This is a genomic window from Streptomyces sp. NPDC000941 (assembly GCF_053599555.1).
Genome location: NZ_JBSFMM010000009.1, coordinates 79,862 through 97,274, shown reverse-complemented (window position 1 = coordinate 97,274; position 17,413 = coordinate 79,862). Strand labels below are relative to the sequence as shown.

The 17,413-nt window shown below is 73.9% G+C and carries 2 protein-coding genes; both read right to left on the bottom strand.

What is annotated here, in order from left to right; all coding sequences use genetic code 11:
• Positions 1–38: 38 nt before the first annotated feature.
• On the bottom strand, positions 39–4,982 hold the full coding sequence (locus tag ACWDSL_RS05740) for a beta-ketoacyl synthase N-terminal-like domain-containing protein (RefSeq protein WP_450482051.1): 4,944 nt from the start codon (positions 4,980–4,982) through the stop codon (positions 39–41).
• Positions 4,975–17,385: an amino acid adenylation domain-containing protein gene (locus ACWDSL_RS05735; protein WP_450482049.1), complete on the bottom strand. Its 12,411-nt coding sequence runs from the start codon at positions 17,383–17,385 to the stop codon at positions 4,975–4,977. Before ACWDSL_RS05735 ends, ACWDSL_RS05740 begins: the two co-directional genes overlap by 8 nt.
• Positions 17,386–17,413: the final 28 nt, after the last annotated feature.

The following is a 17,413-nucleotide window of genomic DNA, read 5'->3' as shown; positions in this document are numbered from 1 at the left end:
AGGGATGTTGTCGCAGGCAGGGCGCAGGCAGAGGCCGCTCAGCTCCCCGGACTCTCCGGGCCATCGAGGGCTCGGCGCACCTGGTGGGCGAGGGCCGAGGCATGGGGCTCGGTCAGCATGGTCCAGTGCTTGCCCGAGCACGGAAGTACGGTCAGCCCGCCGGGGTGCAGCGCGCTCAGCCAGGTGCGTAGTCGCGCCTCGGTCCGGTGGGTGAGCCCGGCCTTGAACAGCACCGTACGACACGCCACCGGCCTCGGCCGATAGCGCAGCATGGCCCGCAGATAGGCCCGGAAGACCCGGCTCGCCCCGGGCACCGACCGCACCGTACGGCCCGCGGGCCCGATCTGGAGGGCGACCAGCGCCTGATGCCACAGGCCCGCGGCGAGGTGCTGGGGAGCCGAGCCCAGGGGTCGGCCGCCGCTGTCCGGCGCGAAGCCGTCAAGGAACAGCAGCAGTTCCACCCGCTCACCGGCCCGCTCCAGTTGCGCCGCCATCTCATGGGCCACCAGACCGCCCACGGACCAGCCGCCCACCGCGTACGGACCGTGCGGCCGCGCCGCGCGCAACACGCGGATGTGGTGGGCTGCCAGCGCCTCGACGCGGTCCGGGGTGGGCGCGCCGCCCAGCAGCCCCGGGGCGTCGATCCCGTATACGGGCCGGTCCCCGCCAATGGCCCGGGCGAACTCCCGGTAGCACAGCGCGCTCCCGGCGGCGGGGGCGGCGAGGAAGAGCGGCGTGCCGTGGCCGCCCTCCTGGAAGCGGACCAGTTCGCGGGGGCCTGATGGGGTCCGCTGCGGCCGGGTGTCCCCGGTCTCCCCCACCGCCCTGGAGTCCTGGCCGTCCCGCGCGTCCCGGGCCAGCGCGGCCAGTCGGCCGAAGGTCGGCTGTTCCAGGAACTCCGCCAGAGGGATGGCGATCCCCAGGTCTTCATGGACCCGGCCGCGCAGCCGTACGGCCATGAGCGAATCGCCGCCCAGGGCGAAGAAGTCGTCCTCGTCACGGGCCGAGGCCGTGCCCAGGAGCCGGTTCCAGATCGGCGCCAATCCCACCTCTGTGACCGGAATTTGGGCGTCCGACGCCACTCGCGGATCCTGCCCAACGACCACCGCTTCGTCGGCCACCGCTTCGTCGACCGATGCCAGCAGGACCGCGTGGTCCGCCGAGGGCCGCTGCGCCACCGCGACATCCGAGAACCCGGCGTCGTCGAGCGCCCGCCGCCAGCCGTCGGCGGGCAGATGGACGGAGTCGGTGCGCAGGTCGTCCGCGAAGTCCCACCAGCCGGGCGCCAGGCCCCACATGAAGTGGGTCCACAGCGCCACCCGGGTGACCTCGACCGCCCCCAGCCAGCCGCCCGCGGCCAGCAGCCCCCTGAGCCTGTGCAGTGTCGCCGGCACATCGGGCACCACATGAAGGGCGTTATAGGCGAGCACGATGTCGAAGCCGCCACTGGGGAACCCCTGGGCGCCCAAGTCCTTGCCCAAATCGAGCCGGGCGCACCGGAACTGTGGCTGCCCCAGCTCGGCCGCACGTTCCCGGGCCCGGCGCACGGCCAGGCCACTGATGTCGGTGAAGGTGTAGAGGTCCTGGGGGTGGGCCGGCCAGGACTCCAGCACCCGCCAGGTGAGTTCCCCGCTTCCGGCGCCTACCTCGAGGACACGCAGCGGCCGGTCCGCCTCGCTCGCCCCCCGGCTCGTGGCCACGGCCGCCGCCAAGTGGTCGAGGCAGGGCCCCGCGTCGGCGACGTCGATCGTGTTGTCCATCAGACAGGCGCGCAGAAATGTGTCGTCGCCGTCCGGATAGAGCACGGAGACCGGCTCGCGGTCACCGGCCAGCACCTGGGGGTACGCGTCCGCGCAGTGGTCGAGCATCCGGCGCAGCCCCCGCATCTCGTCGAGACCGGCCGGGTCGAGCGCGGAGCGCAGCCGCTCCTCGATGTCGTCGGGGACCAGGAGGTGGCGTGCGCCCGGGGCCGTGTTCGCCGCGTCCGTCGGCTCCGCCGTAAGGAAGCCGTGTTCGGTCATGGCCCGGACCATCAGCCGGGCCGGGCCGGTCAGCTTCCCGTCCCCGGCGAGGCGATCCGTCAGCTCAGCCTCACCCACGGCGTCGCCGGGCGCGAGGCGGCCGATCCGCAGCCCGAGCTGAGTGGCCAGGGCCGCGGTGTACGTGTCGAGTCGGTGCACCAGGTCGGGCCGCTCGGACAGCGTGGGCCGGTCCGCCGCCGACGGGTCCCGCAGGCCCTCGGCGAGCCGCCGCGCTGTCGCCACGTGCGCCTTCGCCACGTACGGCAGGCGCGGGGCCGGGTCCGATACGGCAGGAGTCCGTACGACCTCGCCCGCGGGCTCGCCGACGCCGGTACCGGTGCCACAGGGCCTGGAGTCCAGGGGGTGGGGCGGCAGGGAGCAGCGCTGCCGGGATCCGCCCGCGAACTGCCCGGCCTCCACGCTCAGCCCGGCCTCCCAGAGCCTGCCGACCGCCTCCAGGACCCGCGCCTCGGCGTCGTCCGTCGCGCCGTCGAGCAGCGGGACCGTGAGGTGGCGCGCGGTGTGGCGGGGGTGGTCGCGCACCGCCCGGCTCATGGAGGCGCCAGGACCCAGTTCGACGAACACCTCGGCGCCGCCCGACAGCAGCGTGTCCAGGCCCTGTCGCAGCCGTACGGTGTCCGTCAGCTGGGCGGCCCAGTAGTCGGCCGACGCCATCTCCTCGGGGGTGGCCCAGCCGCCGGTCACGTTGGACACCAGGGGTGTCCGCGGTGCCTTCGTGGTCAGCCGCGCCACGCGGGCGCGCAGCGCGGCGGCGGCCGGGGCCATTTGCGGGGAGTGGAACGCCCTGCGGGTCTCCAGCAGCCGGGTGGGCCAGCCGTCCAGCAGTTCGGCGAGCCGCTGGACCGCCTCCGGCGGGCCGGAGAGGATGAGGCGGTCGTGGCCGTCCACGGCCACCGTCGGCCGGGGCTCGGGCAGTTGGGCCAGCGACTGGGTCACGGCCTCGCGGGCGCCATCCCGTACGAGCTCGACGGCGAGCATCCGGCCGGGGGCGATGTCCCGGGTGGCCTGCGCGCGGGTGTGCACCAGGCGCAGCGCGTCGGGGAGTTCCCACACCCCGGCCGCGAGGGCGGCGGCGTACTCGCCGATGCTGTTGCCCATCACGGCGCCCGGCCTGATGTCCCAGCCGTCCAGGGTGCGGGTGAGGGCGTGTCCGAGGGCGAAGAGACCGAGCTGCTGGTGGACGGGGTCGTGGTACCACTCCGCCGGTGTCCGTGGGCTCAGCAGGGGCGACAGGTCCGTATCGGCCTCCTGCCGGGCCCAGTCGCGTACCTCGTCGAAGGCCTCGGCGAACGCGGGCAGTACGGCGTATGCCCCGGCGGCGGCTCCGCCCGGGCGCAGGGTGCCCTGCCCCGGGTAGAGGAAGGCGACCCCGGTCGGCTCGGGTGTCGCCGGACCGTCCGGCAGGTCCGGCAGGTCCGGCAGGTCCGGCAGGTCCGGCAGGGGCTCCCCGAGCGCTTCGGCGGCCCGCGCCACATCGCGGGCGACGACGGTGGCGCGGTGTACGTACCGGCGCCGGCCGTCGGCGAGGGTGCGCGCCACCTCGTCCAGCCGCGGCGCCGGGTCGTCCCGCAGCCGCTGGGCCAGCTCGGTCCGGGCGGTGCGCAACGCCTCGGGGGACGCGGCGGACACCGTCAGCAGGCGTGGCCCGCGTGCTCCCGCGCGGGTGGCGGGCGGTGTCGGGGCGGCCTCCAGGACGGCGTGCGCGTTGGTCCCGCCGACGCCGAAGGAGCTGACGCCGGCGAGCGCCGGCCGGCCCTCGGGCCACGGGCCGTGGCGGTCGGCGACGGTGAACGGTGTGGTTTCGAGCTTCATCAGCGGGTTGGGCCGCCGGAAGTGCGCGGTCGGCACCAGCTCACGGTGCCGGAGCAGCAGCGCCGTCTTGATCAGGCCGCTGACGCCGGAGGCCGAGCCGGTGTGTCCGATGTTGCCCTTGACCGCGCCCAGGACACAGGACCCCACCGCGTCCGTGGTGGTGCGGAACGCGGCGGTGAGCGCGGCCACTTCCACCGGGTCGCCCAGCCGGGTGGCGGTGCCGTGTGCCTCGATGTGGCCGATGTCCGCCGGGTCGACATCGGCCCGGCCCAGGGCAGCCAGAATGACATCGCGCTGCCCGCCCGGCGAGGGCGCCGTGAACCCGGGCTTGTCTCCCCCGTCGTTGTTGATGGCCGTGCCCCGGATGACGGCCACCACCTGGTCGCCGTCGCGCAGCGCGTCCTCCAGCCGGCGCAGCACCACGACGCCCGCGCCCGAACTGGACACGGTGCCCGCGGCGGCGGCGTCGAACGGGCGGCAGTGTCCGTCGGGCGACAGGATGCCGCCCTCCTCGTACACATAGCCCGTCACCTGCGGGAAGAAGAGCCCAACGCCCCCGGCCAGGGCGGCGTCGCACTCGTATCCGAGCAGGCTCTGCACCGCCTGGTGCACCGCGACCAGCGAGGTGGAGCAGGCGGTCTGCACCGTCAGCGCGGGGCCGGTGAGCCGGAGTTTGTACGCGGCCCGGGTCGCCAGGAAGTCCTTGTCGCGGCCGAGGGTCTGGCTGACGAGCTCTTCCTGCGAGGCGCCCAGGGGCACGGCGTCGCATCCGGCGAACACCCCGATCGGGCCTTGGAAGCGGTGCGGGTCGATGGCCGCGTCGTCCAGGGCGGTACTGGCACACTCCAGGAACACCCGCTGCTGTGGGTCGATGCCACGGGCCTCGCCGAGGCTGTAGCCGAAGTACGACCAGTCGAAGCGGTCGGCTCCGGCCACCACTCCGCGCGCGGCCACGAAGTCCGGCCGCTCCGCGAGCCGTCGGTCGACGCCCGCGGCGGTGAGCTGGTCCGGGGTGAACCGGGAGACGGTGTCCCGGCCGGCCACCAGGTTGTCCCAGAACGCGCGGACGTCCCCGGCGCCCGGCAGTCGGCAGGCCATGCCGACGATGGCCACGGCGTCCTCATGCATCGGTCTCGTTTCCCTTCCGGCCGGTCGTCGGGCGTCGGTCGCGCTGCCTGGCCCGGCGCCCCTTCCGCGCCCGCTCCCGGAAGTCCTCCGCCGCGGACGCCGCGTGTTCGCGCTCGCGCTCGTCGGGCCGGTCGATCGCCCGGGCCATGGCGTGGACCGTGGCGTGTTCGAAGAGCCGCTGGACGGGCAGCTCGATGCCGAAGGCGCCCTCCAGCCGGCGTTGCAGGGTGGCCAGGCGCAGCGAGTCGCCGCCGAGGTCGAAGAAGTTGTCGTGGACTCCGACGGTGTCCACGCCCAGCACCTCGCGCCACAGGGCCGCGATACGCCGCTCCCGGTCGTCCTGGGGCGCGACGGCCGGGGCCGCGCCCACCAGATCCGCGCGCCCGGGCCGGGGCAGGGCCGCGTGGTCGACCTTGCCGTGCGGGGTGAGCGGTAGCTCGTCGAGCCAGACCAGGGCGTCCGGGACCAGTGGCGGCGGCAGCGTCTCGCGCAGCGCCGCGAGCACGGCCTGGGTCGCGGCCGCGGTTGCGGTTGTGTTCGCGGTTGCGGCTGCGGTTGCGCTCGCGGGCGCGGTTGCGGTTCTGCTCGCAGGGGCGGGCGCGCTCGCGGGCACGGGGGCCGCGGCGGGGTCGGCGCTGGGCACCGCGTACGCCACCAGGCGCGCGGACGAGGCCTCGAAGGCGCGTACGGCGGCCTGGGCGACCAGCGGATGCGCCGCCAGCCGGGCCTCGATCTCCTCCGGTTCGATGCGGTGTCCGCGCACCTTGAGCTGACGGTCCGCCCTCCCGATGAACTCCAGTGTTCCGTCGGGCAGCCAGCGCCCCAGGTCCCCGGTGCGGTAGACGGGCCCGGGCCCGCCCTCGGGACCGTCGGGGAGAAACCGCTCGGCGGTCAGCTCGGGACGCCGCCAGTAGCCGAGCGCCACTCCGCCGCCGCCGATGAGGATTTCGCCCTTGACGCCGACGGGGCAGCGGTGGCCCGACTCGTCGACCACGTAAACGCGTACCCCGGCCGCCGGACGGCCCACCCGCCCCGGGCGGAAGTCCGCCTCACCGGGGGTGACGGTGTGGCCGGTCGCGGTCACGGTCGCCTCGGTCGGCCCGTAGCAGTTGACCAGCCCGTACGGCAGGCCGGGCGGCGGCGCGGAGCCGAGCGCCGCGCCACCGTAGACCAGTTGGCGCAGCGCGCGGGGCGGCTCGCCGTGCGCCCAAATGGTCTCGGCGAGCGCCGCGGGCACGACGGCGACGGTCACCTGATGGGTGTCCAGCCACCCGGACACCTCGCCGGGAAACACCGTGCCGCGGTGCGGTACGAGTGCCGCGCCCGCGGTCAGGGTCGGCCAGATCTCGGAGACGGCGGCGTCGAAGCCGACGTTGATGAGCTGGCTCACCCGGTCGGCCGGCCCCAGGGCGAGCAGACCGGCGAACCACAGGGCGTGCTGGGCGAGCCCTCCGTGGCGGACGACAACGCCCTTGGGCAGGCCGGTGGAGCCCGAGGTGTAGACGACATACGCCGGGTCGTCGGCCCCGGGCGGCTCGGGCGCGGCGCCAGCGGTGTCCCGGGTCGCCTCGGTCACGTCGAACGCCGTTACCTTGTCCGGCAGTTGGGGGCGTGGTGCGCCGTCGGTGAGGACCACTCGCGCGCCCAGGTCGTCGAGGATGTACGCGATGCGCTCCGGCGGGTAGCCGGGGTCCACCGGACAGTACGCACAACCGGCATACCACGCCGCCAGCATCGCCACGACCAGGTCGGGCCCCCGGCCGAGCAGCACGGCCACGACCGGTTCGCCTTGGCGCGCCGGTCGCTTGATGCGCGCCGCGAGCCGGCGGGCGCGGGTGTCCAGCTCGGCGTAGCTGAGCGGGCCCTCGGGGGTGTCGACGGCCGTGGCGTCCGGCGTGGCCCTGACGCGCGCGGCGATCAGCTGCGGCACGGTCGTGGGCGGCGCGGCGGCGGGCCCCTCCTCGAGCGCGGCGAGCGCGGCGCGCTCATCGGTGCCGAGGCGGGGCAGCGAGGCCAGCGGGCGGTCGGGCCGGTCCACGAGGTCGGCGAGCACCGCGGCGGTCAGGGCCGCCAGGCGTTCGGCCTCCACACGGGCGATGCGATCGCCGCGGTAGGCCAGCAACCCGCGCAGGGTGCCGTTCTGCTCCTGGAAGGACACCGTCACGGCGCCCTTGGCGGCCCAGTCGGCACCCTCGCCACTCAGCGCGAACCGCCGCAGGCGGTGGCCGCCGAGCGACGGGGCCCGGGTCTCGGGGACGACGGGGGTCAGGGCGAGATCGGCGTAAGGGGTGATGCCGTAGCGGCGTTCGGGATTGAGCGCGCCTACGACCTGGTCGAACGGCACATGCTGGTCCTCCAGCGCCTCCAGCACCCGCTCCCGCATCCCCCGCAACAGCGAACCCACCGTGGTGTCCCCGTCCACCACGGACCGGATCACCACCGTGTTCGTACACGGCCCCACCACCGAACCGAAACGCTCACCGGCGCGGTTGGCCACCGGACACCCGAACGTCACGTCCCGCTCACCACTCCACCGGTGCAACGCCCCCGCAAACCCCGCCGCCACCGCCATGAACCACGACACACCCTCCCGCTCCGACACCCCACGCAACCGCCCTAATACGCCCCTGGCCAGCGGGACTTCAACCACCCCTGCGCTCTCCGCCACTCCGGGCTCCGGCCACGGCACATACGCCGGCGCTCCCGCAAGTCGCCCATGCCACCGCTCCACCCCCGCACGACCCGCCACCGAACCCACCAGCTCCCCCTGCACCCGCACAAACTCCCGATACTGCACCACCTCGGCGGCAGCCCCCTGCCGGAGTACGGGAGTGTGCGCGGTGTCGGCCAGGGCGGTCAGCAGGTCGCGGAGCAACCCGGCGAGCTCGCCGGCGTCCCGTCGGCTCAGCTGGTCGCCCCGGTACGACAGGGCCACGCGGTCCCGCCCGTCCTCGCGGAAGACGGTGACGGTGACCGGGAACTTCTGCTCGGCGGCGAGCTGACTGCCCATCACCGGGGTCAGGACGGCGCCGCCCAGGGGGTAGCCGTCGTCCACCGGTGCCAGGTTGAGAACCGCGCCCGCGTAGGGGGTGATGCCGTAGCGGCGCTCGGGGTTGAGCGCCGCTACGACCTGGTCGAACGGCACATGCTCGTCCTCCAGCGCCTCCAGCACCCGCTCCCGCATCCCCCGCAACAGCGAACCCACCGTCGTGCCCTCGTCCACCACGGACCGGATCACCACCGTGTTCGTACACGGCCCCACCACCGAACCGAAACGCTCACCCGCACGATTCGCCACCGGGCAGCCGAACGTCACATCCCGCTCACCACTCCACCGGTGCAACGCCCCCGCAAACCCCGCCGCCACCGCCATGAACCACGACACACCCTCCCGCTCCGACACCCCACGCAACCGCCCCAACACCCCCTCAGTCAGCGGAACCTCAACCACCCCTGCGCTCTCCGCCACCCCAAGCCCCGGCCACGACACATACGCCGGCGCCCCCGCAAGCCGCCCATACCAACGCTCCACTCCCGCACGGCCCACCGCCGAACCCACCAACTCCCCCTGCACCCGCACAAACTCCCGATACTGCACCACGTCATCGCCCGGCCCGCCCGCGCCCACGCCCTCGTACGCCGCGTTCATGTCCTGGACGAGGGGCACCAGGGACGGGCCGTCGCATACGAGGTGGTGCAGGCACAGCACGAGCAGCTGGCCGTGTTCGCCGAGGTCGATCAGGGCGGGCCGCAGCAGTCGGCCGGACGCGAGGTCGAAGGGCTCGCCGGCGATCTCGCGGACCCGTTCCCGCCACCGCGCGTCCTGCTCCGCCGGGTCCATACCCGACAGGTCGATCTCTTCCAGAGCCGGCGACCAGGGTTCCCCGATCCGCTGCCACAGCCTGCCGCCGCGCTCCACAAAGCCGGTGCGCAGCGCCTCATGGCGGGCCACGACGGCGTCCAGGGACCGGCGCAGCCGCCCGGGGTCCAGGCGTCCGCCGCGCACCCGCCACACCAGGGGCATCGCGTAGCGGTCGGGGCCGGAGGACAGCTGCTCGTCCAGCGCGATACGGCGCTGGAAGTCCGACGCGGGCACGAGCTCCCCGTCCGCCGAGTCAGCCGTGTCAGCCGCGCCTGCCGTGGGCCCGGTCTGGCCCAAGTGACGGTGTCCGTTCGCCGCGTTAGCCTCGTCGATCCGGTCCGCCAGGTCCCCCAGCCGCGGGTTCTCGAACACCGTGCGCACCGGCAGGTCGACGCCGAAGCGCTCCGCCACCTGGGACAGCAGGGTGGCGGCCAGCAGGGAGTGTCCGCCCGCCTCGAAGAAGGAGGTGTCGGCGAAGATCTCCGGTACGGGCAGCAGCTCGGCCCACAGCGGGGCGAGGGCCTTCGCCGTCTCGGTGCGCGGGGCGCTGCCCGCCCCGTCCGTGAGCAGGGTGCTTCGGGCGGTCAGCTCGGCGAGGTCCGCCTTCCCATTGGCCGACAGGGGGATACGGTCCGCCACCTTGAACACCGAGGGCACCATGTACTCGGGCAGCCGCTCGGCGATCCGGGCGCGCAGCTCTCCCGCGCTCGGCACATTCGTAGGGCACCAGACATGGGCCACCAGACGGTCGGTGTCCGCCCCGTCCGCGGTGACCACGGCCTGCGCGACATCGGGGTGCCCGGTCAGGCAGGTCTCGACCTCGCCGGGCTCGATGCGGTAGCCGCGCACCTGTAGTTGGTCGTCCATCCGGCCCAGGTACTCCAGTGTGCCGTCGGGCAGACAGCGGCCCAGGTCACCGCTGCGGTAGAGGCGGCCGGAACCGTACGGATCGGGTACGAACCGCTCGCGCTCCAGCTCCGGCCGCCCCACATACCCGGCCGCCACCCCTTCGCCGCCGACGCAGATCTCCCCCACCGCGCCGACCGGCAGCAGCCGGTGCCGGCCCGCGGTGGGGTGCGGGTCGAGGAGGCGGACGGTGGTGGTGGGGATGGGTGTGCCGATCGGGCTGCGGTCGGCCGTGATGTCCTCGGCGGTGATGGTCCGGGCGGTGACATGCACGGTGGTCTCGGTGATCCCGTACATGTTGACCACCTCGGTGCCGGGGTGTCCGGCGGGCCAGTCGCCGAGGGTGGCCGGGGCGAATCGGGCCCCGCCGAGGATGACGTACCGCAGGCTCGCCATCCGCCGCGCTTCGGTGTCCGTGACCCGGACCAGCTGCGCGAACATGCCCGGGGTCTGGTTGAGGACCGTTACCTGGTGGCGGCGTACCAGCTCCGCCATGCGCCGTGGGTCGCGCAGTTCGTCGCCGTCCGGCACCACGAGCCGGCCCCCGTGTACGAGACAGCCGAAGATCTCCCAGACGGAGAAGTCGAAGGCGTACGAGTGGGCGAGGACCCATACGTCGTCGGGCCCGAAGCGGAACGGCATCCGGTCGGCCGCCACCAGCCGCACCACATTGCGGTGGGTGACCCGCACCCCCTTCGGGCGGCCGGTGGTGCCCGAGGTGTAGATGACGTAGGCGAGGTCGTCCGGGGCGGGCTCGGGCAGGGGCTCCTGCTCCGCAGATGCGGCGAAGTGGCCTGAGTGGTCGATTTCGTCGAGGCGTACGGTCGGGCCGGCGAAGCCGGGATCAGTGGTGTGTGCGGCGTCCGTGAGCAGCAGTGCCGTCGCGCTGTCGGTGAGGATGAAGGCCGCGCGGTCCGCCGGGGCGGCCGGGTCGACCGGTACGTACGCCGCCCCGGCCAGCAGCACGGCCAGGACGGCCTCGACCTGCCCGAGGCCCCGCTGGACGCGCAGTCCGACGGTGTCGCCGGGGCGTACGCCGTGGTCGGCGAGGACCCGGGCGATCCGCTCGGCGCGCTCGACGAGCTGCCGGTAGGTGAGTGTGCTCTCGCCGTCGGCCAGGGCCACCCGGTCCGGGTGGTCCGCGGCCCGCTCGCGCACCAGATGGGCGAGCGTGGTGTGCGGGTAGTCGGCGCCCGTGTCGTTCCACTCCTCGATCTGGCGGTGGCGCTCGGCCTCCGTGAGTGGTTCGAAGGCGCCGAGGGGGGTGTCGGGCCGGGTGGCGGCGTCGCGCAGCAGGCGCTGCCAGTGTTCCGCGAAGAGACTCATCCGGGCCGGGTCGTAGTACAGGCCGTTGAACACCAGCCGCCCGCCGACCCCGTCCCCGACTCGGGCTGTGTGTCGCAGTGTCAGGAGCAGATCGCATTTGCCCAGGCCCGCGACGGGGGTGGGAGGTTGGCCTTCGGGCGCGTCGTGCTCGAAGTCGAACACCACGTCGAAGAGGGCCGTTCTGCTCATGTCCTTGGGCGGGGCGACACGCCGCGCCACCTCGTCGAACGGTGCGAGCCCGCAGTCGCGCACCTCCCTCAGCCCCGCCTCGCACTCCCGCGCCCAGGAAGCGAAGGACCGCTCGTGACCGCCGCGCAGCCGCAGCGGCAGGAAGTCGTCCACCGGACCCACCACATGGGCCGTGGCGGTGTTACGGCGCTGGTTCGCCACACCCACGGTGAGATCGGTCTGCCCCGAGTACCACATGAGCAGGGTGGTGTACGCGGCGAGCAGCGCCGCCTCGGTGGTGACGCCCTCGCGCCGCGCGAACTCGGCGACGGCCGTGCTGTCCAGGAGGTCGACCGGGAGGGAGTGTTCCTCGTAGATGTGGACGGCGGCCCTGGCCCGGTCCTCGGGCAGCCGCAGGGCTCCGCTCCCGCCGTCGAGCAGTTCGGCGAGGCGGGCCGTATGACGCTCTTCGGCCTCGGTGTCCCGCGCCTGCCACCACTGGACGAACGAGGGCGGCGCGGGGGGCAGTTGGCCGCCGCTCAGCAGGGTCTCGATCTCCTGGCCCACGGTACGCAGCGAGGCGCGGTCGGCCACGGCGAGATGCGCGACGAGCACAAGGACACACCCCTCGCCCTCGTCTGGGCCCTGCTGCGCGACCGCGACCCGGAACAGCGGACCCTCGGTGAGGCGGAAGGGGCGGCGCAGCCAGCCGGCGACTCCGCCGGGGGCCGTCTCCGTCAGGGTGGCGCATTCGACGGGCACCCGCTCATGGACGCGCTGGGTGCAGGTCCCGTCGGAGAGGTGCACCGTGGTGCGCAGCGCCGGATGGCGTTCCAGGACCGCCGCGACCGCCCGGCGCAGCTCGGCCTCGCCGGGGGTGGTGTCCAGGGCGAACAGCTGGGACACGTTGTGGTAGACGGGGGCGTCCTCGTACACCGTGCCGCGCTCGAAGTGTTCGACGAAGGCCATGCGCTGCTGATGCGGGGTGGCCGGGTGCTCCTCGTACGGGGCCGCCTGGCCGGCCTGCCCCGCGCATTCGTCGTACGCCCGCTCCAGGTCCCGCAGGAAGACCGGTTCGGAGCCGATGTCCCACACCAGGTGGTGCAGACAGCACATCAGCAGCTGGTCCCGGCCGTCCTCCGCCAGGTCCACCAGCATGACGCGCAGCAGCCGCCCCGAGGCGATGTCGAAGGGCTGCTGGGCGAGGGCGTCCAGTGCCGCGCGGGCGTCGGCGAGGCGGGCTTCGTCGGTGGCGCCCTCGGCGACGCGGTGCACCACCTCGGGGACCCATGGCTCGTCGACGACCTGCTGTGGTTTGCCGTCCGGCTGCTGCTCGACGAAGCGCGTACGCAACGCCTCATGGCGGGCCACGACCCGGCCGAGCGCGGTGCGCAGGGCGGCCGGGTCGAGGCCGCCCCGGACCCGCCAGGCCAGCGGCACGTTGTAGAACGAGCCGGTGCCGCGCAGCCGTACGTCCAGCCAGATGCGCTCCTGGAAGCCGGACACGGGGAAGCGGTCCCCCGATTCGCCGGACGCTCCCTCCTCCGCCGGCTCCTCCGGTACGCCTTCGGACACTTCAGCGGGGGCGCGGCGCGCGTCGAGCTCCTGGGCCAGAGCCGTCAGACGCGAGTGCTCGAAGACGGTGCGCAGCGAGATGTCGACACCCAGCTGCGCGGCGACCCGCGAGACGAGGCGGGTGGCGAGGAGGGAGTGGCCGCCCAGCGCGAAGAAGTCGGGGCGGGCGGCCGGATCGACCTCGCTGCGCAGCAGATCCGACCAGATGGCGGCGAGTTCCCGCTCGGTGGGAGTAACCTCGACGTCTGTCTCCTCGCCCGCCCGCGCCGTGTCCGTCCGGTCGCCGGGCTCCGGCGGGGCCCCGGCCGGGTCCGCCACCGGCGGGAGCTCGGCGCGGTTGACCTTGCCGTTGACGGACAGCGGCAGGTGGTCGAGCACGACATACGTGGACGGCGTCATGTAGTCGGGCAGTTGCTGCTGTGCGTACGCCTCGACGGCCGCGGCCAGTTCCGGGTGCGGCTCCGGGCGGATCGGCTGGTTGGTGAACGCCTCCGCCGGGGCGTCAGCGGCGGTCGTACGGCGCCTGGGGTAGGTGTCGGAGACGAAGTCCGGCGCCTTCGGCCCGGCGCTCCCGGGCAGTGCCGCGGGGTCAAGGAACAGCACGTCGAGACTGCCGTCCGCCGCCGCCTCCGCCCAGGTGACCACCGTACGCAGGCCGAGGCCCCGGCCGAGCGCGGCGAAGTCCTCGGGATCGGGGCAACTGTCATCCGGGACGCCGCCGTCTCGAACGCCATCGTCGCGAACGCCGTCGCCGAAGACACCGCCGTCGAGGGCGTCGCGGGCCGCGGCGACGCCGGTGCCCGCGCACACCTCGTGCTCGGCCCGCAGCAGCGGGAGCACCCTGGCGTTGGGCACCCCCGTGAGCCGTAGCGCGGACGGCTGCTTGTCGCGCAGACAGCGGCCCACATCGGCCAGGTCGGCGACGTCGTGGCCCCAGCGCGCCACCGTGGCGTCGGCGCATGAGCAGGGCTCGGCGTCGGCGGACGCCTTGCGCACCACGGCCTCGTAGCGGAACTGGGTGAGTTCGTTGTGCGCACGGCCGCGTTTGATCCGCACATCGACACCGGCGACCTCGGGCAGCGCGCCCAGGTGTTCGGTGAAGAACTCCGGCTCCACGAGGAGTTCCTTCTCGTGCAGCACCGCCCGCTCCACCGCGCGCTTCAGCCCGGAGAGGTCTTCGGAGCCGTGCTCGGCCGCCCCGCGCCGCAGTTCCACCCCGGTGCGGAACTCCCGTAGCAGCCGCTTGGGCCGTACGTCTCCGACGACGAGGTGTCCGCCGGGTGTCAGGGCGTCCAGCGCGCCGCGCAGCGCCGCGGACAGATATGCGGCGCTCGGCAGATACTGCACCACCGAGTTGATGACGACGCAGTCGAAGTGTTCCAGCGGGATGCCCGACAGATCGCGGGCCTCGCGCCGCAGCAGCCGTACCCGGTCCGCGATCCGCTCGTCCTCGCGCACCTTCGCCGCCAGCCGGGCCACGGCGCGCTCGGAGAAGTCGGTGGCCCAGTACTCGGCGCAGTGCGGGGCCAGGCGGGCGAGGAGCAGCCCGCTGCCGGCCCCGATCTCCAGGATGCGGCGCGGGCGCAGCGCGAGAACGCGGTCGACGGTGCGGTCGCGCCACTCCCGCATCTCGTGGCGTGGGATGGGAGTGCCGCGGTAGCTGTCCATCCAGCCGCCGAAGTCCTCGCCGAGCGTGGCCTGGTCGCCCTCGCGGTACATGTCCTCGTACACGTCCTGCCACTCGCGGACGCGTTCCAGCTCATGGGCGACCCCGCCGTCGCTCCCCGGCGCGGCCGTGTCCTGCTCGGCGGTGTCCTGTTCGGCGGTGGGCACCAGATAGGCAACCAGGCGCTTTCCGCCACCTGGGGCGGCCTGGGGCACGACGACGGCCCGCGCCACGTCCGGGTGGCGTTCCAGGCTCAGTTCGATGTCGTGGGGCTCGACCCGGAAGCCGCGGATCTTCACCTGGTCGTCGGCGCGGCCGAGGAAGCGGAGGGTGCCGTCGGGGGCCAGACGCACCAGGTCACCGGTGCGGTACATACGGCCGGGGTGGAAGGGGTTGGCGCGGAAGCGCTCGCGGGTGGCTTCGGGCCGGTTGACGTAGCCGGCCGAGACGTGTGCACCGCCCACCCACAGCTCGCCCGGGGCGCCCTGGGGTACGGGGCGCCCGTCGGCGTCGAGCACGTACAGGGTGGCGTTGTCCATCGCCCGGCCGATGGGAACCGGACCCTCCGGCGCCCGGGTCATACGGTGGCGGGTGGCGAACGTCGTGGTCTCGGTGGGGCCGTAGCCGTTGACGACGACGATGCCCGGGCAGGTGTCGAACACCCGGGCCACGGCCGCCTGGGACACCACATCGCCGCCGGTCCACACCTCGCGCAGACCGCGCAGAGCGTCGGGCTCCTCCTCGGCCAGGGCGGCGAAGAGCCCGGCGGTCAGCCACGCCGCGGTCACTCCGTGGCGGGCGATCGCCGCGCGCAGCGTGGCCGGGAGCAGCGCGCCTGGCGGCGCCACACAGATCCGCCCGCCGGACAGCAGGGGCGCCCACAGCTCGTACAGCACGGCGTCGAAGGCGTGCGGCGAGTGCCACAGGACCCGCTGGTGCGCACCGCCCGACCAGCAGCGGTCGTGGGCGAGGGCGGCGATGTTGCGGTGGGTGAGCTGGACGCCGGAGGGCACCCCGGTGGAGCCGGAGGTGTACATCACACAGGCCGGCGCGTCCGGGGACACCGGCTCGTACGGCGCGGGCGGCAGGGGCGGCGCGGCCCGTTCGAGCTCGGCCACGGCGGCGACGGGCAGTCCCGCGTCGGACTGCTCGCGCACCACGGGCAGCTCGCACGTGGCGCCGTCGACCAGCAGCAGGTCGCCGTCGGCCTCGGAGATCAGGGTGCGCAGTCGGGTGGCGGGCTGCCGCTCGTCCAACGGCACGTAGGCCGCGCCCGTCTTGACGATGGCCAGCAGGGCGACCAGCAGCTCGACGGACCGCTCCATGAACACCAGGGCGGTGGCGCCGGAGCGCACACCCCGCTCGCGCAGCAGCCCGGCGAGCCGGTCGGACCGCGCGTCGAGCTCCCGGTAGCTCAGCTCCGTATCGCCGTCGGCCACGGCCACCGCGTCCGGGGTACGGGCGGCCTGCCGTCGGAACAGCTCGCCCAGGGGCGCCTCGGGCAGCGGCCGAGGGGCCTCGTTCCATACGTCGAGGAGCCGGCCGCGCTCACGGGGGCCGGTGTACTCGAAGCTCGCCACGGGGCGGTGGACGGTGTCGGGGCCGAGCCCGTCCAGCAGGGTGGCCAGCCGCTCGTGGTGGTCGGCGAGGGCGGCGTCGTCGCACCGGTCGGGGTGCGCGTCCAGGGTGAGCCGCAGCTCCCCGGCACCGGTGCTGCCGGTGTGCTGGAAGCAGCACAGGGTGAGGTCTTCGGTCGGCATGATGGAGAGGTTGTGCAGCGTGCCCGACGCACCGCCGAGGTCGATCGTGCCCAGCGGCGGTATCAGGTTGACCAGCGGTCCGGCGACCCGTCTGCGCTCGGGCCAGCCGAGCTCCCGGCGCAGGTCCTCGCCGCGGTAGCGCTGGTGCGCCACCGCCTGTGCCACGGCCTCGTGGGTGTCGGCGAGCAGCCCGGCCCAGGTCGTGGCGGGGGTGATGCGCAGCCGCAGCGGAAGGACATCGGACATCATCCCGGGGAACCGCTCGGCGCCGGGCGTGGCGCGGCTGCGGCTGGCCAGGCCCACCACGATGTCCTCACGGCCGGTCATCCGGGCGGTGTACGCGGCGACGGTGGCGATGAGCGCCCGGGGGAAGTTGGTGCCCGCCTCCCGCGCCGCCGCGCGCAGGGCCCGGTGCCTGTCGGCGGGCAGTGTGAAGGCCACCCGCCGCACCTCGTGCGCGGCCGGGGCGGTGCCGCTCCCCTCGGCCAGGCCCGTACGGCTCCCGTCCGTCAGCTCGAGGGGCGCCGGGCGGTCGGCGAAGCGGTCGAGCCAGTAGGCCCTGCCGGCCGCGTACTCCGCCGAGGTGCGGTAGTGGGCCGCCTCGTCCAGAGTTTCGCCGAGGGTCTGGAACCGCGTAGGGGGGACCGGACCGCCCGCCCGCAGCGCGCGGTAGACCTCGGCGACACGCTGGGCGATGAGGTTGAAGGCGTATCCGTCGGCGACCACGTGGTGGTAGCGCTGTGCCCATAAGGTGCGCCCGGGGGCGACTTCGAGGATCGCGAAGTCGCTGACGTGGCCCGCCCCCAGATCGAAGGGGATGTGCAGGAACCGCTGCAGCCATGTGTGCGCCGCGGCCATCGGGTCCGGCTCGGCGGTGAAGTCGTGCACGGCGATATGCGGGGCGGTGGGTTCCAGCAGGATCTGCCCCGGCGGGTCCGACCGGCCGTCGAAGCGGACATGCAGTCCGTCGACCTCCATGACCACGCGTTTGATCGCGTCGATGAGCAGGGCGGTGTCCACCGCTCCCTGGATGTCGAGGTATTGGAGGCAGTTGTAGACGGGGCTGGCCGGATCCAGGTTCTGTGCGTACCAAATGCCGGACTGGGCCGGGGACAAGGGGTGGGTCGGACGGGAAACCATGGCTGTTCCTGCTTCCTCTTCCTGCGCG

Excerpts from the sequence above, each read along its gene's own strand:
- ACWDSL_RS05740 (WP_450482051.1), bottom strand. The coding sequence starts at position 4,982 with ATGCATGAGGACGCCGTGGCCATCGTCGGCATGGCCTGCCGACTGCCG.
- ACWDSL_RS05735 (WP_450482049.1), bottom strand. The coding sequence starts at position 17,385 with ATGGTTTCCCGTCCGACCCACCCCTTGTCCCCGGCCCAGTCCGGCATT.